This is a genomic window from Pseudorhodoferax sp. Leaf265, assembly GCF_001422365.1.
In the GTDB taxonomy this organism is placed as follows: domain Bacteria; phylum Pseudomonadota; class Gammaproteobacteria; order Burkholderiales; family Burkholderiaceae_C; genus Pseudorhodoferax.
On sequence record NZ_LMMT01000023.1, the window covers coordinates 139,955 to 160,088 of the forward strand.

Consider the following 20,134-nt stretch of genomic DNA (forward strand, 5'->3'; position numbering starts at 1 on the left):
CCTAGGGTGAAGATTTAGCGTCGGTATTGCGGGCGGGCCGGGGCGCCGCCAGCGCGGGGTTCCAGATGCCGGAAGGTGATCCGGCCCTTGGTCAGGTCGTAAGGGGAAAGTTCGAGCGAGACGTTGTCGCCCGCGAGAATGCGGATGCGGTGCTTGCGCATCTTGCCACCGGTGTAGGCCACCAGCGAGTGGCCGTTCTCCAGGGTCACGCGGAAACGCGAGTCAGGCAGGACTTCGTCCACCTTGCCGCGCATCTCGATCAGTTCTTCCTTGCTCATTCGGCTCCTTGGGTATGTGGAAAAAGAACACCCGCGGCACCGAAGCGTGGGCGAATGTATTCGATGGCTTTGGCCAGTGCGTGGGACTGGGCGCCTTCGGCCGTGCGGAAGCGGCCGACCAGGCGCAACACGCGGTCGTGGGTGGCGCTGCCGCGGCCGCTCTTGATCGAGACGGAGGCGCTGTAGCCGCCGCAGTCGGCGCTGCGGATCAAAGGCGAGATGAGGTATCTGCCGAGTGTGAGGGTTGTGCTTGAAAAATCGGACATGAACAGCGTTTCGGCCAAGCTGGCCGCCACGCGTGGGAGATCCAGCCAAAGGGCCGGAGCGGTGATGCTCGCCGCGGAGATGTTCGACGACCGCGGGGTACCGGGTGGAGCCCGGTCATGGAGCGTGGCAGGTGCCCTGTTGGAGGGCGCGTGCATGTCAGACGATGGCTGCCGTGGGGGAGAGCAAGACACGGCAGGCCGACGAGTGTAACCCCATTTGCGGCCGTGCGTGTGCAACCTGCGCGGTCAAGGGTCAATCCGGCCACGAAGGCGCGCTACGCGCCGGCCATGGCCACGCTGACCTGCATGTCCACCACCTCCATGTCGGCGTAGTTCGACAGGAAGGCCACGTCGGCCGCGTCGCGCCCGTAGGCCATCACCACACGGCCACCGCGCGGCGCGGTCTGGGTGGCGTCGAAGCTGTACCAGCGCCCGCCCACGAAGGCCTCGAACCAGGCATGCAGATCCATCGGATCCAATTGGTACAGGTAGCCCACGACGATGCGGGCCGGGATGCGCAGGCTGCGGCACAGTGCGACACCGACGTGGGCAAAGTCGCGGCACACGCCGGCCTTGGCCTGCATGGTGTCCAACGCATCCGTGCTCTCCTGGCTCACGCCGTAGCGGTATTCGTGGTTGGCGTGGATCCAGTGGCGGATGGCCTCCACCTGGGCATGGCCCGGCGCCACGCCCGCGACGATCTCGCGCGCCCGCGCCTCGAGCTTGTCGGAAGGGCAATAGCGGCTCTGCAGCAGGTAGACCAACACCTCGTCGGGCAGCAGGTCGATCGGCGTGGGGGCGGCGTCCGGCGCCACCGCAAGCTCCGCATCGACCTCCACCTGCGAGCGCACGTCCAGCGTGGTGCGGCCCGGCGGCACCGTGAAGCGCTGGCACAGGTTGCCAAAGGCGTCCTCGTACTCGCGCGGGCGGATCCAGGGCGCGATGCCGTAGTGCTCGGACACCACCCACTGCGCGGCGCCGCTGCGCGGACGCAGCATGGCCACGACCGGGCAGGCATGGGGACATTCGACGGTGATGGTGGCGCGGGTATCGAGCAGCATGGGCTGCACGGTAGGGCCGGCGCCTGCGCGGCGCTGTCAGCGGCCAGCCCTTGTGCGCGGGCCGCGGGTCCTACAGTCGGCGGCTTTCAGGGCCCGAAGCCACCCAGGCGCTGGCGCGCGCGCTGCAGGAAGCCCATGGATGGCGCAGGCACGGCCCTGGACTTCCTCGGCGCCGTGGGCGAGATGTCGATGCAGCCGTCCGCCGCGAGCCGGGCGTGCAACACATCGCCGCGCCTGAGCGCTTCGAAGCGCCGCGCGGGCACCACGTCGGCCTGCACATGCTGGCGCAGCGCGCCGGACTTGAGCAGCTTGCGCAAGGCCTGGTCGAGGGCCTCGCGCTCTGGAGCGACCTCGGCATACACCAGCAACACATGCAGGGCGCCGGTCTCGGCGTCCTCGCCGAGCAGGAAGGCCCGCTGCACCGAGGCGCGGAACTTGGACTGCAGCATCGCGCGCAAGGGTTCGGCGGCCGCGAAGGACTTGAGCGCGATGCGACGCAGCTCGGGATAGAACACGAACGCGGTGTTGACAGCGACGGTTTCGGGCTGCCCTTCCCGGGCCTCGCTGCGCGTCAGCACGCCGTTGCCCAGCAGATGGGTCAAGGTCTCCTCGACCTGCGGCAGGTCCAGCTTGCACACCTTGGCGAAGTCGGCGGCGGCGAACTGCCTGGCGGGCTCGGCCAGCACCAGTTGCAGGATGTGCTGAACGGTCGGGGACAGAAGAAAGTCGGCGGCACCCATCGCACCATTGTTCCCCAACTCACAGCCGAGGCTCAGCCGCCGTCGATGTCCTTGAGCATGGCTGCGCTGATGCTGGCCAGCTGCTTGTCGGTCATGGCCGAGAAGATGCCCTGCCAGGCGCTGCTGGAGGTGCTGTAGCTGCGCTGGCCCACCGGCGTGCGGCCGGGCCCCACGTAGAAGGCTGCATCGGCGTTCACATAGGCATTGCCCGTCATCACGCCCAGGCCGTAGCGCGCGCCGGTGCTGAGGTAGCGGTAGTCCTTCACCTGGACCACCACCAGCGTGCTGCCGGCCGGCGTGCTCTGTGGTTCGGCCTCCAGGTACTGGAACTGCTTGCCCGCGGTCTTCGCGGCCTCGGCCATGGCATCGCGCCAGGCGCCGCGCAGCGCCTGCCAGTCGGCGGACCGGGCCAGTTCGGGGCTGGCCGCACGCACCACCAGCGCCACGCTGGTCTGCGCGCGGGCCGGCACCTGCAGGGCATTGCCGCCGGCTGAGCCGGGGCGCTCGACGTTCGCGGCGCAACCGGCCAGGGCCACGCACAAGGCCAGCGCCGGCAGGCGTGGCCACGGGGAGAAAGGGCTTGGAGTGTTCATGCCGGGGACTCTAGCCGCTGGCCCTGCGCCTGTGCTGTCGGACGGCGCCTGGACCGCGTGGCAACGGCGTGTCGACGCCCGCGGCTCACTTCACCTGCTGGATCGTCTCGCCGGCCAGCAGGCCGTGGTCCCGGATGTTGCCCGCGCGCCGCAGCCAGCCGCGCCAGCTGCGCAGCGGGTGGCGCAGCGAGATCATGTAGTAGATGACCTTGAACATGCGCAGCGCGCCCCACAGCGGCGTCTTGCCGTAGATGTCGCCGGCCAGCAGCGACATCAGCGCCTCCTTCACGCGGAACGGGTTGGCCGGGTACATGAACATCTCGCGGATGGTCGGGTTGGTCACGCGGTAGATGAACCACGAATACTCGCGCGGCCCCTTGCGCATCATGGCCTCGAAGGCCTGGCAGGCGGCCGGGTACGCGGCCGGCGCGTCCAGCGCCTTGGCCACGAGGTCCGCGCCGTCGAAGGCGCTGTGCATGGCCAGGTACACGCCCGAGGAGAACATCGGGTCGATGAAGGTGAAGGCATCGCCCAGCAGCACGTAGCGCGGGCCGGTGGCGTGCGTGCTGCTGTACGAGAAATTGCCGGTGGCGTGCACGGCGTCGTCGACCAGAGTCGCGTCCTTGAGCCGGTCGGCCAGTTCGGGGCACAGCGCGATGGTCTCGCGGAAGTACTGCTCCAGCGGTTTGGCGCCGCGCGCCTTCAGGTAGTAGGCCCAGCAGACCGCGCCCACGCTGGTGGTGCCGTCGGCCAGCGGGATGAACCAGAACCAGCCATGCGGGAACCAGCAGATGCTGATGTTGCCCTCGCGCTTGCCCTCCAGCCGGCGCACGTTGCGGAAGTGGCCGAACAGCGCGGTGCTGTTGTGCGCGGGGTTCTTCTGCTTGCTGCCCAGCTGGTGGGCCAGCAGCGTGTCGCGCCCGCTGGCGTCGACCACGTAGCGTGCGCGCAGCTGCCGGCGCGTGCCGTCGGCCAGTTGGGCCTGGGCGCTGGCGCCCTCGGCGTCGAAGGCCACGCTGCGCACATGGCAGCGCTCCAGCGTGCGCGCGCCGCAGGCCGCCGCGTTGCGGAACAGCAGCTCGTCCAGCTCGGAGCGGCGCACCTGCCAGGCGAACGGCATGCTCTTGTCGTAGGCATCGGCGAAGTCGACGTAGCTGCAGTGGTCGTGCTCGGGCGAGACGAACTCGATGCCGTACTTGGGCATGCCGATGCGCTCGACCTGCTCGCGCACGCCGAGCTGGTCGAACAGCTGCACGTTGGCCGGCAGCAGCGATTCGCCGATGTGAAAGCGCGGGTGCTGCTCCTTGTCGACCAGCAGCACGTCGCGGCCCTGGCGGGCCAGCAGCGTGGCGATGGTGGAGCCGGCCGGTCCGCCGCCGATCACCAGCACGTCGCAGGCATCGGTCGGCTCGGAGGTGGAAACAGAAGGTGACAACGGCATCGCTGCGGGGTCTGGAGAAGGGAGCGGGATCATAAGATAGCCATGTCGACGCTTTCTCTCCCGGCACCCTGCGGCCCTCCCCTGCGCCATGACCGTTCTTCTGCTGCTGTTGCAACTGACCGTGATCCTCGTCGCGGCACGCCTGTGCGGCCTGCTGCTGCGTGCGCTGGGCCAGCCCATGGTCGTCGGCGAGATGGCGGCCGGCATCGTGCTCGGTCCCATCGTGTTCGGCGCACTGGCGCCGCAGCTCCACGCCCAGCTGTTCCCTCCGGCCTCGCTGCATGCGCTGTCGGCACTGTCCACCCTGGGCGTGGTGCTGTTCATGGGCCTGGTCGGCGCGGAACTGCGCGCGCCGGGCGGCATGGGCGCGCAGTTGCGCGCCTCGCTGTGGGTGGGCCTGTCCAGCATGGCGCTGCCCATGCTGCTGGGCCTGGCCATCGCGCCAGTGCTGCACCCGGCGCTGGCGCCCGGGGGCCTGGGCTTGTGGCCGTTCGCGCTGTTCGTGGCCGTGGCGCTGTCGATCACCGCGTTCCCGGTGCTGGCGCGCATCCTGAAGGACCGCAACATGGGCCGCACCCCGGTCGGCCAGCTGGCGCTGGGCTCGGCCGCCGTGGTCGATGCCTTCGCCTGGATCGTGCTGGCCCTGGTGCTGGCGGTCGGCAGCACGCAGGGCCAGGGCGCCGAGGGCTGGTCCGGTTTCCTGCGCATCTGTGGTGGACTGGTGCTGTTCGCGGCCGCCCTGTTCCTCGTGCTCAAGCCGCTGTACGCGGCCCTGCTGCGCCGCGAGCTCCAGGCCGGCGCACTGTCGGACCTGGGCCTGGTCGCGGTGCTGGTCGGGCTGATCGCCTGCGCGGCCGTGGCCGAATGGCTGCACGTGCATGCCGTGTTCGGAGCCTTCCTGTTCGGTGTCTGCCTGCCGCGCGACGACGCACTGCTGCACGCGCTGGAGGCCCGGCTGGCGCCAATGGCCACGGCGCTGCTGCTGCCGGTGTTCTTCGCGCTGGCCGGACTCAACGCCAGTGCCGACGCGCTGGGCGCTGCCGCGCTGCCCACGTTCGCGCTGGTGCTGGCCGCGGCCATCGTCGGCAAGGTGGCCGGCGGCGCGGCCGGCGCACGGCTGGCGGGCTGGGGCTGGCGCGACAGCCTGGCGGCCGGCACGCTCATGAACGCGCGCGGCCTCATGGAACTCATCGTCATCCAGATCGGCCTGGACGCCGGCCTGATCACGCCCACGCTCTTCACCATGCTGCTGCTGATGGCGCTGGCCACCACCGCACTGACCGGCCCGCTGCTGAACCTGCTGGGCGCCCGGGCCCCGCTGGCTATACTTCCGGCCCGCCACAGGGTAGCCGCAGGGCCGGCGCCAAGCCCTTTGCCGCCAACCGACCCGTGACCGCATGAACCCCACTCAAACCGATCTGCAACGCGAAGTCGCGTCGCTCCTCGTCGAGGCGCTGAACCTGGAAATGGCCCCCGAGACCATCGACCCAGCCGCCCCGATCTACGGCGAAGGCCTGGGCCTGGACTCCATCGACATCCTCGAAGTGGCCCTGGTGGTGTCGCAGCGTTATGGGTTCCAGCTGCGCTCGGACGACGAAGACAACGTGCGCATCTTCGCCTCGCTGGCCAGTCTGGCCGAGCACATCGCCGCGCACCGCGCGCCCGCTGCCTGAGAGGCGCGGCACCATGCCGCGCGCCTTGTCCATGCCCGTTCGCATCCTGGCCGTGCTGTCGCTCAGCCTGGCCTACATCGCCGTCTCGCACTGGCTCATGACGGCCGCCCCGGCCACGCCCTGGAACGCCGTGCTGGTGCTGGCGCCCATGCTGCTGACCATCGCCTGGGGCGCCTGGCGCGGGGGCCAGCGGCCGCTGGCCGCGCTGAGCGCGCTGTCGCTGGTGGCGCTGTGCGTGCAGGCCAGCCTGCCCAAGCCGCTGTCCACCCAGGTGCTGTACCTGGCCCAGCACGTGGGCATCAATGTGTTTCTGGCGGTCGGTTTCGGCGGCACGCTGCGCGCGGGCCAGGAGGCGCTGATCACCCGGCTTGCCCGCAGCGTGCACCGCCAGTTCACAGCCGACATGGCGGCCTACACGCGCCGGCTCACACGGGTCTGGACCGTCTACTTCGTCGCCATGGCGCTGCTGTCGCTGGGCCTGTACGCGTTCGCACGCTTCGAGACCTGGGCGCTGTTCGCCAACGTGCTGACGCCGCTGGCCGTGGCCACCCTGTTCGGCGGCGAATACTGGCTGCGCTACCGGCTGCACCCCGAGTTCGAACGCGCCAGCCTGGCCGACGCGGTCCGCAGCTACATGCACGGCGCCAAGCCGGGCGCCCCCACCCACCCCGACACCCGGGCATGACGCAGGCCCCGCTGATCTTCGGCTCCGACCTGGACGCGCCCATCGCCTGGCGCGCCGGCGCGCCGATCGCGCGGCGCCGCTATCTGGCCGACGTGCAGGCCCTGGCCGCCCGGCTGCCGGCCCAGGGCGCGATGCTGAACCTGTCGGGCGACCGCTACCGTTTCGCCGTGGGCCTGGGCGCGGCCATGCTGCGCGGCCAGCCCAACCTGATGCCACCCAACCACCAGCGCGAGACCGTGGCGCGGCTGCAGAGCCTGTTTCCGCAGGCCTACGCGCTCGTCGATGGCCAAGGCAGCGAAGTGGCGCTGCCACAGGCGGCGTACGGCGATGCGACGGATGCCGCCGATGCCGACGTGCCGCCCGCCCTGCCCCGTGCGCAGCTGGCCGCCCACGTGCTGACCTCCGGCTCCACCGGCCAGCCCGTGCCGCATCCCAAGCGCTGGGGCCCGCTGGTGGACTGCACGGTGGCCGGCGCGCAGCGCCTGGCCGAGCACCTGGGCCGGCCTGACCTGGAGGGCCTGAGCCTGGTGGCCACGGTGCCGCCGCAGCACATGTACGGCTTCGAGTCGACCGTGCTGATCGCGATGCTGGGCGGCGCCGCCTTCGATGCCGAGCGGCCGTTCTACCCCGCAGACATCGCCGCGGCTTTGGACCGGCTGCCGCGCCCGCGCATGCTGGTGACCACGCCCTTTCACCTGCGCATGCTGCTGGAAGCCGGCATCGCATTGCCCACGGTCGACCTGGTCCTCAGCGCCACGGCGCCGCTGTCGCCCCAGCTGGCGGCCCGCGCCGAGTCCGCGCTGCAGGGCCAGCTGGTGGAAATCTACGGCTGCACCGAAGCCGGCCAGGTCGCCACGCGGCGCACCACCGACGGCCCGGAATGGCGCACCTACGCGGGCCTGGCGCTGTCGGGCGACGGCGAGCTGAGCCAGGTGCAGGGCGGCCACGTGGTCGTGCCGACGCCCCTGGCCGACATCCTGGAGGTGCTGGAACCCAGCCGCTTCCGGCTGCTGGGCCGCTCCAACGACCTCATCAACATCGCCGGCAAGCGCAACTCGCTGGCGCACCTGAACTTCCACCTGAACAGCACGCCCGGCGTGGCCGACGGCGCGTTCTGGCTGCCGCCGGACGAGGCCGACGGCACGGTCGCACGGCTGGTGGCCTTCGTGGTCGCGCCCGGCCTGGCCCGGGCCGCATTGCAGGAGGCCGTGCTGGCCGGCCTGCGCCCACGCGTGGACCCCGTCTTCCTGCCGCGCCGCATCCTGGCCGTGCCGGCGCTGCCGCGCGAGCCTTCCACCGGCAAGCTGCCGGCCATCGCCTTCGGCGCATGGGCGCAACGCCAGCTGGCCGGATGACGGACGCCGCCGCGCTGCGCAGCCTGGCGCTGCACATCCCGGCCGACCACCCGGCCTTTGCCGGCCATTTCCCGGGGCAGCCGCTGCTGCCGGGCGTGGCGCTGCTGGCCGAGGTGCTGGAAGCGGTGCTGGCCGACGCGGCCTTGGCCGCCCGGGTCGGCTCCGCGCCGCGCCTGGCCAACACCAAGTTCCTGGCGCCCGTGCGGCCCGGCGCCCAGCTGGAAGTGCGGCTGGACGGCAGCGGCCGCGGCCTGCGCTTCGAAGTGCGTGACCTGTCCAACGGTGCGCGCGTGGCGGCCAGCGGGCAATTCGAAGCCGCGCCATGAGCGAAGCGCAAGGCCGCCCCAAGCAGGCGCGCGCCCCCTCGGGGGCCACATCCCCGGCGCCCCCGGCCGACTGGGCCACCCAGCGCGAGCGCAGCAACCTGTGGGTGCTGCGGCTGATGGGTGCCATCGCCGTCCACGCCGGCCGGCCGCTGGCGCGGCTGGTGCTGCATCCGATCACGCTGTACTTCCTGCTGGCCAACGGGCGGGCACGGCGCGCATCGCGCGCCTACCTGGCGCGCGCGCTGCAGCGCCCGGCCGGCTGGCGCGACAGCTACCGCCACATCCACAGCTTCGCCGCGACCGTGCTGGACCGCGTCTACTTCCTGCAGGACCGGCTGGCGCAGTTCCAGATCGGCAGCCACAACGTGCCCGCGGTCGAGGCCGTGCTGGCCGAGGGCCAGGGCGTGATGCTGCTGGGCGCGCACGTGGGCAGCTTCGAGGCCTTGCGCGCCGGCGCGCAGAGCGTGGGCACGCGCGCGGCCATGCTCATGTACGAGGACAACGCCCGCCTCATCACCGCCACGCTGCGCGCCATCGCGCCCGACGTGCAGCTGCACACCATCGCGTTGGGCCGGCCCGGCGCCATGCTCGCGCTGCGCCGCTGGCTGGACGGTGGCGGCATGGCCGGCCTGCTGGCCGACCGCACGCTGCCCGGCCACTCGGGCCGCTCGCGCACGTGGATGCTGCCCTTCCTGGGCGAGCCGGCGCCGTTCTCCGACGGCCCGCTGCGGCTGGCGGCCCTGCTGCGCCAACGCGTGTTCTTCATGGTCGGGCTCTACCTCGGCGGTGCGCGCTACAGCCTGCGCTTCGAGCCGCTGGCCGACTTCCGTGCCACCACCGGCCCGGCGCTGGAGGCCGAGGTGCAGGCCGCGCTGCAACGCTATGTGGCGCTGCTGGAATCCATTTGCCGCGAAGCACCGTACAACTGGTTCAACTTCTATGACTTCTGGGCGAGCGATGCCGCATCCATTTCCGCCACACCGGATTGAACGCCGGGCCTTGCTGCTGGCGCTGGCCGTGTCGCCGCTGGCCGGGCGCGCCCAGGTCTTCGACCTCGCGCAGCTGATGCGCCTCTTGGCCCAGGTGCAGTCCGGCCAGGCCAGCTTCACCGAACAGCGCCATTCCAGCGTGCTCGACCGGCCCGTCGAGAGCACGGGCCGGCTGTCGTTCCAGGCGCCAGACCGTTTCACGCGCGAGACGCTCAAGCCGCGCAGCGAGAGCATCAGCGTGGTCGGCAACGAGGTCACGCTGCGCCAGGGCAGCCGCAGCCGCACCGTGCAGCTGGACAGCGTGCCCGAGGCCGCCGTGATCGTCGAAGCCATCCGCGGCACGCTGACCGGCGACCGCGAGGCCATCGACCGCCATTTCGAGGCCCGGGTCGGCGGCGGGCCGGACGGCTGGCAGCTGCTGCTGGCGCCGCGCGACGCCGGCCTGCGCAAGCTCGTCGTGCAGGTCGCGATCCAGGGCCGGCAGTCGGCCCCGCGCGAGATCACGATTTCCATGGCCGACGGCGACTACGCCGTCATGCGGATCACGCCGCAATGAGCGCCCAGGCCCCGTGCTGATGCGCCGCCTGCGCCACACCGCCCTGCTGCTCTGGCTCGTGTTCGTGCTGGCCGCGGCGGCCATCACCGCGCGCACGCACTACGTGGCCGACCTGTCGGCCTTCCTGCCGCGCAACCCGAGTGCCGAGCAGGCCGTGCTGCTGGACCAGCTGCAAAGCGGCGTGGCCTCGCGCCTGGTGCTGGTCGGCATCGATGGCGGCAGCCCCGAGCAACGCGGCCAGGCCTCGCTGCGGCTGGGCCAGGCGCTGCGCGCCAGCGGCGCCTTCGACGCCGTGCACAACGGCGACAACAGCAGCCTCGCGGACACCGCGCAGTTCCTGTTCGCGCACCGCTACCTGCTGAGCCCGGGCGTGGACGACCAGCGCTTCACGGCCGAGGGCCTGCGCGGAGGCATCGACGAGACCACCAGCCTGCTCGGCACGCCGGCCGGCAGCCTCATCAAGCCCATCCTGCTGCGCGACCCCACGGGCGAGACGCTGCGCATGGCCGAGTCCATGCTGCCGGCGCAAGCCCCGCGCAGCGAAGGCGGCGTCTGGGTGTCGCGCGACGGCAACCGCGCCGTGCTGCTGGCCACCACCCACGCCGATGGCAGCGACCTGGACGGGCAGGAGCGCGCGCTGGCCCTGGTGCGCAGCAGCTTCGCACCCGATGCAGCGGCCGGCCTGGAACTGCAGGTCTCCGGCGCCGGCACCTTCGCGGTCGCCTCGCGCGCACAGATCAAGACCGAGGTCGAGCGGCTCGCGTTGGCCGGCGGCGTGATCGTCATCGGCCTGCTGCTGCTGTCCTTCGGCGGCTCCCTGCGCACGCTGGTCACGGCGCTGCTGCCGGTCAGCACCGGCGTGCTGGCCGGCATCGCAGCCGTGAGCCTGGTGTTCGGCAACGTGCACGGCATCACGCTGGGCTTCGGCACCACGCTGATCGGCGAGGCCGTGGACTACGCCATCTACTACCTGATCCAGGCCCGCGCCGGTGCGGGTGCCACTGGCGCGGCCGGTGGCGGCCGGCTCTGGCTGCGCGCCAGCTGGCCGACCGTGCGGCTGGGCCTGTGGACTTCGCTGTGCGGCTTCGCCGCGCTGCTGTTCTCTGGTTTTCCGGGGCTGGCGCAACTGGGCCTGTTCTCCATCGCCGGCCTGGCCGGCGCGGCGCTGACCACGCGCTTCGTGCTGACCACCATCGCGCCCGAAGGCGCGCCCGGCATGGGCCTGCGCCGCCACCTGGGCCGCGCCGTGGCCGCCGCCATGCCGGTGCTGCAGCGCCTGCGCTGGGCGCTGGCCGCGCTGGCCGTGGCGGCCGCGCTCGCACTGGCCTGGATGCCCTCGCCCTGGCGCGGCGACCTGGCCGCGCTGAGCCCCGTGGGCGACGAGAAGATGGCGCTGGACGCCGCGCTGCGCGCCGACCTGGGCGCCAGCGACCCGGGCGTGGTGGTGGCCGTGTCGGGCGCCGACGAGGCCGGCATGCTGCAGGCAGCCGAGGCCGCGGGCCAGCGGCTGGACCGGCTGGTGGCCGACGGCCGGCTGGCCGGCTATGCCTCGCCGGCCCGCATCCTGCCCAGCCCGCCCGTGCAGCAGGCCCGGCGCGATGCATTGCCCGCGGCCGAGGTGCTGCGCGCGCGGCTGCAGGAGGCCACGGCCGACGGCCCGATCGCCGCCGCGCGCCTGCAGCCCTTCCTGGACGACGTGGCCCAGGCCCGCGCGCAGGCGCTGCTCACGCGCGCCGCGCTCGATGGCACGGCGCTGGGCGCGGCCTTCGACGCGCTGACGGTGCCGGGCGTGGGCGAACGCCCCTGGCGCGGCCTGCTGACGCTGAACCAGGGCAACCGCCCGCTCGACCAGGCCGCGCTGCGCGCCGCCTTCGCCGACATGCCGCAGGTGCAGATCGTCGACATCACGGGCGAGCTGCGTGGCATGTACGCGCGCTACCTGCACGAGGCCGGGGTGCAGGCCGGCTTCGGCGCGCTGGCGCTGTGCCTGGTGCTGCTGGCGCATCTGCGCTCGTGGGCGCGGCTGTGGCGCATCGCGCAGGCCGTGGGCGCGGCGGCGCTGATCGTCATCGCCGCGCTGGCGCTGGCGGGCAAGGAACTCGGCATCCTGCACCTGGTCGGCCTGCTGCTGACGGTGGCCATCGGCTCGAACTACGCGCTGTTCTTCGACCAGCTGCGCGCCGACCGGCAGGGCCAGCCCATCGACCACGACATGCTGGCCTCGCTGGCGCTGGCCAACGTGACGGCGGCCATCTCGTTCTTCCTGCTGGCGCTGTCCAGCATCCCGACGCTGAACGCGCTGGGCCAGGTGGTGGCGCCCGGCATCGTGCTGTGCCTGCTGCTGTCGGCGGCCTTCATTCCTACACGGGGCGCCACGCGCCGCGTGTAAATTGCTCGCCGCCATGCACGCCACCGCCCCGTCCCCAACCCCGTCCAAGCGCTGGCGCGCGCCGCTGCTGCTCCAGGCCAGCGCGGCCTGCCACCTGGGCGCGGCCGGGCTCGTGGCTGCCGCGCCGCCGCTGTGGCCCTGGGCCCTGGGCGCCGTGGCGCTGGACCACGCGCTGCTGACCGCCACCGGCCTGTGGCCGCGCTCGACCTGGCTGGGCGCCAACCTGCTGCGCCTGCCCGCGGCCGCCACGGCGCGCGGCGAGGTCGCCGTGACGCTGGACGACGGGCCCGACCCCGCGGTCACGCCGCAGGTGCTGGACATCCTGGACGCGCATGGCGCGCGCGCCACCTTCTTCTGCATCGCCGAGCAGGCCGCGCGGCATCCGGCGCTGGCGCGCGAGATCGTGCGGCGCGGCCACAGCGTGCAGAACCACAGCCTGCGCCACCGCCACGACTTCTCGCTGCTGGGCCCGGCGGGCCTCAAGCGCGAGATCGGCCAGGCGCAGGACCGGTTGGCCGAGGCCACCGGCCAGCGCCCGAGCTGCTTTCGCGCACCGGCCGGCCTGCGCAACCTGTTCCTGGACCCGGTGCTGCATGCGCTGGGCCTGCGGCTCGTGGCCTGGACACGGCGCGGCTTCGACACGCGCGAGGCCGATCCGCAGACCGTGCTCGCGCGCCTGACCCGGAACCTGGCCGCTGGCGACATCGTGCTGCTGCACGACCGCCACGGCGCTCCCATGGCCGACGGCCGCCCCGTGGTGCTGCAGGCCCTGCCGCTGCTGCTGGCGCGGCTGCGCAGCGCCGGCCTGCATGCCGTCACCCTTCCCGAGGCACTGAACCCTTGACCCCCTCGCACGCCTGGACTTCCCTGCTCGATCTGGCCAGTGCACCCTACCGCGCGGCCGGCCGCTTCGCCTGGCGCTTCGCGCGCGGCAAGCTGTCCATGGACCCGGTGTTCCGCCACCTGATCGAGGCCGGCCACCTGCGCCCCGGTGCGCGCGTGCTCGACATCGGCTGCGGCCAGGGCCTGCTGGCCAGCCTGCTGTCCAGCAGCGGCGCGCTGGTGCGCGCGGGCCGCTGGCCCAGCGCCTGGCCGCCGGCGCCCGTGCCCGCGCACGTGACCGGCATCGAACTCATGCCGCGCGACGTGGCGCGCGCCCGTGCGGCGCTGGCACCACTGGGCGATGGGGCGCAGTTCATCTGCGGCGACATGCGGCACACCGCGTTCCCGCCGGTCGATGCCGTGGTGATCCTGGACGTGCTGCACTACATCGGCATCCATGAGCAGAACCAGGTGCTGGCGCGTGTGCGCGCCGCGCTGCCGCCCGGCGGGCGGCTGCTGCTGCGCGTGGGCGACGCCAACGCGCGCTGGGGCTTCGCGGTCAGCCAGTGGGTCGACGCGGTGGTCACGCGGGTCCGCGGCCACCGCGTGCTGCCGCAGTACGGTCGCACGCTGGCCGAGTGGTCGGCACAGCTGGAGCAGCTGGGTTTTGCCGTGCGCAGCCAGCCCATGAGCGCCGGCACGCCGTTTGCCAACGTGCTGCTGGTGGCGGAGGCGCGCGCATGAAGCCACTCGCCATCACCGCCTTCACGCTGAGCACGGCCCTGGGCGCCGGCCGCGCCGCCACGCTGGAAGCACTGCAGGCGCAACGCTCGGGCCTGGCGCCGCTGCGTTTCCTCGACCTGCCGCTGGCCACCTGGACCGGCGAGGTTGCGGGCCTGGAACAGGCCGGGCTGCCCACGGCCCTGGCCCACCACGACTGCCGCAACAACCGGCTGGCCTGGCTGGCCCTGCAGCAGGACGGCTTCCTGGCGGCCGTGGCCCGCGCCCGGGCGCGCTGGGGCACCGCGCGCGTCGGCGTGTTCCTGGGCACCAGCACCTCGGGCCTGCTGCAGACCGAACTGGCTTACCGCAACCGCCAGGGCGACGGCATGCTGCCCGAGGGCTTCCGCTACGCCGAGACACAGAACACCTTCTCGCTGGCCGGCTTCGCAGCCGAGGCGCTGCAGCTGGCCGGGCCGCGCTACGTGGTGTCCACGGCCTGCTCGTCCAGCGCCAAGGTGTTCGGCAATGCCCAGCGCATGCTGCAGGCCGGCTGGATCGACGCGGCCGTGGTCGGCGGCGTCGACAGCCTGTGCCTGACCACGCTGTACGGTTTCAACGCGCTGGAACTGCTGGCGCCCGAGGCCTGCCGGCCCTGGGATGCGGAGCGGTGTGGCCTGTCCATCGGCGAAGCCGGCTCGTTCCTGCTGGTCGAGCGCGAGGCCGAGGCGCCCGAAGGTTGGGTGCTGGGCGTGGGCGAGACCAACGACGGCCACCACATGAGCACACCGCATCCCGAGGGCACGGGCGCCATCGCCGCGATGCGCGCCGCGCTGGACGCCGCCGGCCTGCAGCCCGGCGACATCGACTACATCAACCTGCACGGCACCGCCACGCCGACCAACGACGCCTCGGAAGACCGCGCCGTGCGCAGCGTGTTCGGCGAGCACACGCCACCGTGCAGCTCGACCAAGGGCGCGACCGGCCACACGCTGGGCGCGGCCGGTGGCATCGAGGCCGCGATCAGCCTGCTGGCGCTGCAGCACGGCTTCATGCCGGGCGGCCTGCACCGCCAGCAGAGCGACCCCGGCCTGCACGCGCAGTACCTGGACACCAACCGCGCCGCGCCGCTGCGCCATGTGCTGAGCAACTCCTTCGGCTTCGGTGGCACCAACGCCAGCCTGGTGCTGGCCAAGGAGGTGCCATGACCTGCGCCTTGCCCCTGTACATCGAAGGCGTCGGCCTGCTCGGCCCCGGCCTGACCGATTGGGAAACGGCGCAACCGGTGCTGCGCGGCGAGGTCGCGCACCAGTTCGCGCCCACCCAGCTGGCCCCGCCGGCCCGGCTGCCGCCGGCCGAGCGCCGCCGCGCCGGCCCCGTGATCCGGCTGGCCATGGGCGTGGCCGACGCGGCCGTGGCCCAGGCCGGCGCCGACCCCGCAACGCTGGCCACGGTGTTCAGCTCCTCCGGCGGCGAGGGCGCGAACTGCCACTCGCTGTGCGAGGCGCTGGCCGTGCCCAACCCCATGGTCTCGCCCACGCGCTTCACGAACTCGGTGCACAACGCGGCGGCCGGCTACTGGCACATCGCGGTGGGCAGCCAAGCCAGCTCGACCAGCCTGTGCGCGCACGACGGCAGCTTCGGCGCCGGCCTGCTCGAGGCCGCGGCCAGCGTGCACGCCGACGGCCGGCCGCTGCTGCTGGTGGCCTACGACCTGCCCTACCCCGAGCCGCTGCACAGCAAGCGGCCGATCGCCGAGAACTTCGGCCTGGCCCTGCTGCTGGCGCCCGCGCGCACGCCGCGCAGCCTGGCCCGGCTCCAGGTGCAGCCGCTCGCGGCCGGTGGCCCGCAGAGCGCCTGCGCCGACGCCTCGCTCGAAGCGCTGCGCAGCGGCATTCCGGCCGCTGCCGCGCTGCCGCTGCTGCAGGCGCTGGCCCGGCGCGCCACGGCCACGTTGCAACTGCACTGCCTGGATGACCTCGCGCTGCAGGTCGAGGTCGCGCCGTGCTAGATGCGGCCGGCATCGCGCGGCTGATCCCGCACAGCGGCAGCATGTGCCTGCTCGCGCGGCTGGAGCACTGGGACGCCGACACCATCGTCTGCAGCGCGAGCAGCCACCGCGACGCGGCCAACCCGTTGCGCACGGCCTCTGGCCTGCTGGCGCCCTGCGCCATCGAGTACGCGGCCCAGGCCATGGCCCTGCACGGCGCGCTGATCGGTCAGCAGGCCGATGGCGCAGCCAACGCAGCCAGCCCGGGCTTTCTGGCCAGCGCGCGCGGCGTGCAGTTCCACCGGCTGCGGCTGGACGAGCTGGCCGGAGACCTCCGCATCGAGGCGCAGCGCCAGGCCGGCGATGCGCAGCAGATCCTTTACCACTTCCGCGTGCAGCACGCGGGCCAGCCCGTGGCCGAAGGCCGGGCTGCCGTCGTGCTGAACACGCCGCTCGCTGCATGACTTCCACCACTTCCAAGCGCGCTCTCGTGACCGGCGCCAGCGGCGGCCTGGGCCGCGCCATCGCACTGCAATTCGCGCGCGACGGCCACCATGTCATCGTGCACGCCAACCAGCGCTTGGCCACCGCCCAGGCGCTGGCCGAAGAGATCGTCGCCGCCGGCGGCAGTGCCGAGGCCGTGGCCTTCGACGTGACGGATGCGCAGGCCAGTGCCGCGGCCTGCGCGCAGCTGCTGGCCGCGGGCCCGGTGCAGATCCTCGTCAACAACGCCGGCCTGCACGACGACGCGGCCTTCCCGGCGCTGCGGCCCGCGCAGTGGCACCAGGTCATAGCCGTCTCGCTGAACGGCTTCTTCCACGTCACCCAGCCTTTGAGCATGCCGATGGTGCGCACGCGCTGGGGCCGCATCATCAACATCTCCTCGATGTCGGCCGTGGCCGGCAACCGCGGCCAGGTCAACTACGCGGCGGCCAAGGGCGCTCTGAACAGCGCCACCAAGTCGCTGGCACTTGAACTGGCCAGCCGCGGCATCACGGTCAACGCGGTGGCGCCCGGCATCATTTCCACGGGCATGGCGCAGGACTTCGACAAGGCCACGATCGAGCGCATCGTGCCCATGAAGCGGGCCGGCACGGGCGAGGAAGTGGCGGCGCTGGTCGGCTTCCTGGCCTCGGACGCGGCCGGCTACATCAGCGGCCAGGTGATCTCCATCAACGGGGGAATGGTTTGACGATGCACCACGACGTCGTGATCCTCGGCGGCGGGCTGGCCGGCCTGACGCTGGCCTTGCAGCTGCGCCGGCGCATGCCCGATCTGGACGTGCTGGTGCTGGAGCGCCGCACGCACCCGCTGCCCGAGGCCGCCCACAAGGTCGGAGAATCCTCGGTCGAGATCCAGGCGCACCACCTGTCGCAGGTGCTGGGCCTCAAGGACTACCTGGAGCGGCGCCAGCTCAAGAAGTTCGGCTTCCGCTTCTTCTGGAGCGACGGCGCGCCCGACATCACGCAGGTCACCGAACTGGGCGCCAGCACCTTTTTGCCGACGCAGAGCTACCAGCTGGACCGCGGCATGCTGGAGAACGACCTCGCGCAGATGGTGCAGACCGCCGGCGTTCAGCACCGCGATGGCGCGCTGGTGCGCGACTTCACGCTGGGCCGCAAGGGAGAACGGCACCAGGTGCGCTACACGCACGGCGGCGAAGAGCACGAGGCCACGGCCGACTGGATCGTCGACGCCAGCGGCCGCGCCGGCCTGATCAAGCGCCGGCTCGACCTGGCCCAGCCCAACGACCACACGGCCCATGCCGTCTGGTTCCGCATCGACCGCCGCATCGACGTGGCCGACTGGACGCAGGACACGGAATGGCTGGCGCGCTGCAACCCGCCCAACCGCTGGCTGTCGACCAACCATCTGGTCGGCGCGGGCTACTGGGTCTGGCTGATCCCGCTGGCCTCGGGTTCGCACTCGGTCGGCATCGTGGCCGACCCCGCGCTGCACCCGCCCGAGACGCTGAACAGCTTCGACAAGGCCATGGACTGGCTGCTGGTCCACCAGCCGCAGCTCCATGCCGACCTCGATGCCAAGCGCGACGGCCTGCAGGACTTCGCGTTCTTCAAGCGTTTCTCCTACGGCTGCAAGAAGGTCTGGAGCGGCAGCGACCGCTGGGCGCTGACGGGCGAGGCCGGGCTGTTCCTGGACCCGTTCTACTCGCCGGGCGGCGACTTCATCGCGATCTCCAACAGCTTCGTGACGGAGATGGTCGAGCGCGACCGCGCCCAGGCCCCGGTCGGCATGCTGGCGCCGATGTACGAGCGCATCTACTTCTCGCTGTACGAGGCCATGCTGCCGATCTACACCGGCCAGTACCCGCTGTTCCACAGCGCCGAGGTGATGCCGCTCAAGGTGCTGTGGGACTACACCTTCTACTGGGGCGTGATGTGCCAGCTGTTCTTCCAGAACCGGCTGGTCGACGTGCAGGCCATGGCCCGGCTGCAGGACGACCTGGCCTGGTCGCACCGCATCAACGTGGCGGTGCAGGACTTTCTGCGCGCCTGGGGCGCCGCGGACGGCGGCGCGCGGCCGCGCCGCATGCTGGACCAGGCCAAGCTCGCATGGTTCGCCGAGATGAACCGCGGCCTCGCCGATCGGCTGGACCAGGCCGCCTTCGATGCGCGGCTGCAGGCCAATCTTCAGCTGCTGCACCAGCTCGCCGAGCAGCTCATGGACCGCGCGCTGCGCCAGCACCCGGGCCTGCCGGCCGAAGCCCTGCGCGCCGTGATGGCGCAGCGGCCGGCCGCGCCTGCGGCGCAGAACCTCTTGTTTCCGAACCTCAGTCCCGCGTGAACAGCAGCACCGCATTGGTGCCGCCGAACGCGAACGAGTTGCTGAGCGCGGCCGCCAGCTGTGGCGCCTGCGCCCCGCTGGCCGGCACCAGCGGCACGCGGCATTGCGGATCGGGTGCGCTGCAATGGGCATTGGGCGGCAGTCGGCGCTGGGCCAGCGTCTGCACCGTGACCACGGCCTCGAGCGCACCGGCCGCGCCCAGCAGATGGCCGTGCAAGGCCTTGGTGGAACTGACGGCCAGATCGGGCAGCGCAGCGCCAAACACCTGGGCCAGCGCCTCGCACTCGACCACATCGCCGGCGCGCGTGGCCGTGCCGTGCGCATTGCAGTAGCCGACGTCGCGCGGCGCGAGATCGGCGCGGCGCAGCGCGGCGCTCAGCGCGCGGGCCTGGCCGGCCGCGTCGGGCTTGGTCAGGTGGGTCGCGTCGCTGCTGATGCCCCAGCCGGCCAGCCGCGCATGGACGCGGGCGCCCCGCGCACGCGCACGCTCGGCCGACTCGAGCACCACGAAGGCCGCGCCCTCGCCCAGCGCGAAGCCGCTGCGGTCGGCCGCGAACGGCCGCACGCAGGATGCCGCCATGCCCTCGTCGAAGGCGGCCAGCGTGTGCATGGCCTGCCAGGCCAGCACGACGCCGGGCACGATCAGCGCTTCGCTGCCGCCGGCGATGGCCACGTCGAGATCGCCACGCTGCACGGCGGCGGCGGCCTCGGCGATGGCCACGGCCGACGAGGCGCAGGCCACGGAATAGGTCAGCACCGGCCCCAGCACCTTGTGGCGCATGGCCACATGGGCGGCCGGCGCGTTGGGCATGAAGGCCGGGATGGTGAGCGGCGGCACGCGGCCGCCGCTGCGGTAGGCGGCTTCCAGCGCGGCGGCGCCGCCCATGCCGCAACCGGCGTAGACGCCCAGGCGTTCGGGCGCCACATCGCCGGGCACTCCGGCGTCGCGCAGTGCCAGGTCGGCGGCAGCGACGGCCAGCTGGCTCACGCGGTCGACGCCGGTCAGCTGCAGCTTGGTGAACCACTGCAGCGGGTCGAAGTCGACGGTGGCGGCGCAGGCCGGCTTGGCCAGCTCGGGGAACACCGGTGCGATGGCCGAGCGGCCCTGCAGCAGTGCATCGAACAGGGTGCCGGCGTCCGACCCATGGGGTGAGACCACACCAAGGCCGGTGACAGCGACCGCAGTGCTCACGCAGCGGCCTGCTTGGCAGCGACCAGCCGGTCGACCAGGGCCGCGAATTCGGCCAGCGTGTCGATGCTGGTGTTGTCGTCCGGCACGGAGATCTTGAACTGGTCCTCCACCGCGAACACGAACTCGACCAGGGCCAGCGAATCGAAGCCGGACTCGCGCATCGAGGTGTCGGGCGTCAGGGTGGCGGCGTCGATGCCGAACTTGCTGTGGATCAGCTCCTGGAGAGCGGGCAGGGAACTCATGGTGGACGGTC

23 protein-coding genes are annotated in these 20,134 nt (G+C 72.3%); 15 read left to right on the plus strand and 8 right to left on the minus strand.

Features of this window, described 5'->3' with window-relative positions; all coding sequences use genetic code 11:
• Positions 1-14 precede the first annotated feature (14 nt).
• The 6 genes from infA to ASF45_RS19215 form a co-directional block, all read right to left on the minus strand.
• Complete coding sequence (infA, locus tag ASF45_RS19190; protein WP_056666238.1) at positions 15-278, minus strand: translation initiation factor IF-1; 264 nt, start codon at positions 276-278, stop codon at positions 15-17.
• Complete coding sequence (locus ASF45_RS36110) at positions 275-562, minus strand: hypothetical protein (RefSeq protein ID WP_200932179.1); 288 nt, start codon at positions 560-562, stop codon at positions 275-277. Before ASF45_RS36110 ends, infA begins: the two co-directional genes overlap by 4 nt.
• A gap of 257 nt (positions 563-819) precedes the next feature.
• A complete protein-coding gene (locus tag ASF45_RS19200; RefSeq protein ID WP_056666243.1) occupies positions 820-1,605 on the minus strand; it encodes a transglutaminase family protein in 786 nt (261 codons plus the stop codon).
• Positions 1,606-1,691: 86 nt separating this feature from the next.
• Positions 1,692-2,345 (minus strand): hypothetical protein, encoded by a 654-nt coding sequence (locus ASF45_RS19205; protein ID WP_056666248.1) that lies wholly within the window; start codon positions 2,343-2,345, stop codon positions 1,692-1,694.
• Between the two features lie 32 nt (positions 2,346-2,377).
• Complete coding sequence (locus tag ASF45_RS19210) at positions 2,378-2,938, minus strand: DUF4410 domain-containing protein (RefSeq protein WP_082551134.1); 561 nt, start codon at positions 2,936-2,938, stop codon at positions 2,378-2,380.
• 85 nt (positions 2,939-3,023) lie between these two features.
• On the minus strand, positions 3,024-4,379 hold the full coding sequence (locus ASF45_RS19215) for an NAD(P)/FAD-dependent oxidoreductase (RefSeq protein ID WP_056666254.1): 1,356 nt from the start codon (positions 4,377-4,379) through the stop codon (positions 3,024-3,026).
• An 88-nt stretch (positions 4,380-4,467) separates the two neighbouring features.
• Between ASF45_RS19215 and ASF45_RS19220 the strand changes: the two genes are divergently transcribed.
• The 15 genes from ASF45_RS19220 to ASF45_RS19290 are packed head-to-tail and all read left to right on the plus strand — an operon-like array spanning position 4,468 to position 18,689.
• Positions 4,468-5,772 carry a cation:proton antiporter gene (locus tag ASF45_RS19220; protein WP_056666258.1) on the plus strand — a complete coding sequence of 435 codons (1,305 nt, stop codon included), beginning with the start codon at positions 4,468-4,470 and terminating at the stop codon, positions 5,770-5,772.
• 4 nt (positions 5,773-5,776) lie between these two features.
• The gene (locus tag ASF45_RS19225; protein ID WP_056666261.1) at positions 5,777-6,052 is read left to right on the plus strand and encodes a phosphopantetheine-binding protein; all 276 of its coding nucleotides are present in this window, start codon (positions 5,777-5,779) and stop codon (positions 6,050-6,052) included.
• A 13-nt stretch (positions 6,053-6,065) separates the two neighbouring features.
• The gene (locus ASF45_RS19230; protein WP_056666264.1) at positions 6,066-6,737 is read left to right on the plus strand and encodes a hypothetical protein; all 672 of its coding nucleotides are present in this window, start codon (positions 6,066-6,068) and stop codon (positions 6,735-6,737) included.
• A complete protein-coding gene (locus ASF45_RS19235; RefSeq protein ID WP_056666266.1) occupies positions 6,734-8,092 on the plus strand; it encodes an AMP-binding protein in 1,359 nt (452 codons plus the stop codon). The genes ASF45_RS19230 and ASF45_RS19235 overlap by 4 nt, the downstream gene beginning before the upstream one ends.
• A complete protein-coding gene (locus ASF45_RS36560) occupies positions 8,089-8,418 on the plus strand; it encodes a hypothetical protein (protein ID WP_056666270.1) in 330 nt (109 codons plus the stop codon). Before ASF45_RS19235 ends, ASF45_RS36560 begins: the two co-directional genes overlap by 4 nt.
• Positions 8,415-9,407: an acyl-CoA synthetase gene (locus tag ASF45_RS19245; protein ID WP_056666273.1), complete on the plus strand. Its 993-nt coding sequence runs from the start codon at positions 8,415-8,417 to the stop codon at positions 9,405-9,407. The genes ASF45_RS36560 and ASF45_RS19245 overlap by 4 nt, the downstream gene beginning before the upstream one ends.
• Positions 9,408-9,417: 10 nt before the next feature.
• Positions 9,418-9,963: a LolA-related protein gene (locus ASF45_RS19250; protein WP_082551135.1), complete on the plus strand. Its 546-nt coding sequence runs from the start codon at positions 9,418-9,420 to the stop codon at positions 9,961-9,963.
• 19 nt (positions 9,964-9,982) lie between these two features.
• Positions 9,983-12,352 (plus strand): MMPL family transporter, encoded by a 2,370-nt coding sequence (locus ASF45_RS19255; protein ID WP_056666994.1) that lies wholly within the window; start codon positions 9,983-9,985, stop codon positions 12,350-12,352.
• Positions 12,353-12,365: 13 nt separating this feature from the next.
• The gene (locus ASF45_RS19260) at positions 12,366-13,196 is read left to right on the plus strand and encodes a polysaccharide deacetylase family protein (protein ID WP_056666999.1); all 831 of its coding nucleotides are present in this window, start codon (positions 12,366-12,368) and stop codon (positions 13,194-13,196) included.
• A complete protein-coding gene (locus ASF45_RS19265; protein WP_056666279.1) occupies positions 13,193-13,918 on the plus strand; it encodes a class I SAM-dependent methyltransferase in 726 nt (241 codons plus the stop codon). The genes ASF45_RS19260 and ASF45_RS19265 overlap by 4 nt, the downstream gene beginning before the upstream one ends.
• Entirely contained in the window at positions 13,915-15,102 is a 1,188-nt protein-coding gene (locus tag ASF45_RS19270; RefSeq protein ID WP_056666282.1) for a beta-ketoacyl-[acyl-carrier-protein] synthase family protein, read from the plus strand. Before ASF45_RS19265 ends, ASF45_RS19270 begins: the two co-directional genes overlap by 4 nt.
• Entirely contained in the window at positions 15,099-15,905 is an 807-nt protein-coding gene (locus tag ASF45_RS19275; protein ID WP_056666285.1) for a beta-ketoacyl synthase chain length factor, read from the plus strand. The genes ASF45_RS19270 and ASF45_RS19275 overlap by 4 nt, the downstream gene beginning before the upstream one ends.
• Positions 15,899-16,348: a hypothetical protein gene (locus ASF45_RS19280; RefSeq protein WP_056666287.1), complete on the plus strand. Its 450-nt coding sequence runs from the start codon at positions 15,899-15,901 to the stop codon at positions 16,346-16,348. The genes ASF45_RS19275 and ASF45_RS19280 overlap by 7 nt, the downstream gene beginning before the upstream one ends.
• Positions 16,345-17,076 (plus strand): 3-oxoacyl-ACP reductase FabG, encoded by a 732-nt coding sequence (gene fabG / locus ASF45_RS19285; RefSeq protein WP_056666290.1) that lies wholly within the window; start codon positions 16,345-16,347, stop codon positions 17,074-17,076. Before ASF45_RS19280 ends, fabG begins: the two co-directional genes overlap by 4 nt.
• Before the next feature lie 2 nt (positions 17,077-17,078).
• The gene (locus tag ASF45_RS19290) at positions 17,079-18,689 is read left to right on the plus strand and encodes an NAD(P)/FAD-dependent oxidoreductase (protein WP_056666293.1); all 1,611 of its coding nucleotides are present in this window, start codon (positions 17,079-17,081) and stop codon (positions 18,687-18,689) included.
• On the opposite strand, the gene ASF45_RS19295 is transcribed toward ASF45_RS19290, so the two are convergent.
• Together ASF45_RS19295 and ASF45_RS19300 are read right to left on the minus strand one after the other, a co-directional pair.
• Positions 18,676-19,881, minus strand: a complete 1,206-nt coding sequence (locus ASF45_RS19295; RefSeq protein ID WP_056666295.1) for a beta-ketoacyl synthase — start codon at positions 19,879-19,881, stop codon at positions 18,676-18,678. The genes ASF45_RS19290 and ASF45_RS19295 overlap by 14 nt on opposite strands.
• Entirely contained in the window at positions 19,878-20,123 is a 246-nt protein-coding gene (locus ASF45_RS19300) for an acyl carrier protein (protein WP_056666298.1), read from the minus strand. Before ASF45_RS19300 ends, ASF45_RS19295 begins: the two co-directional genes overlap by 4 nt.
• Positions 20,124-20,134 lie beyond the last annotated feature (11 nt).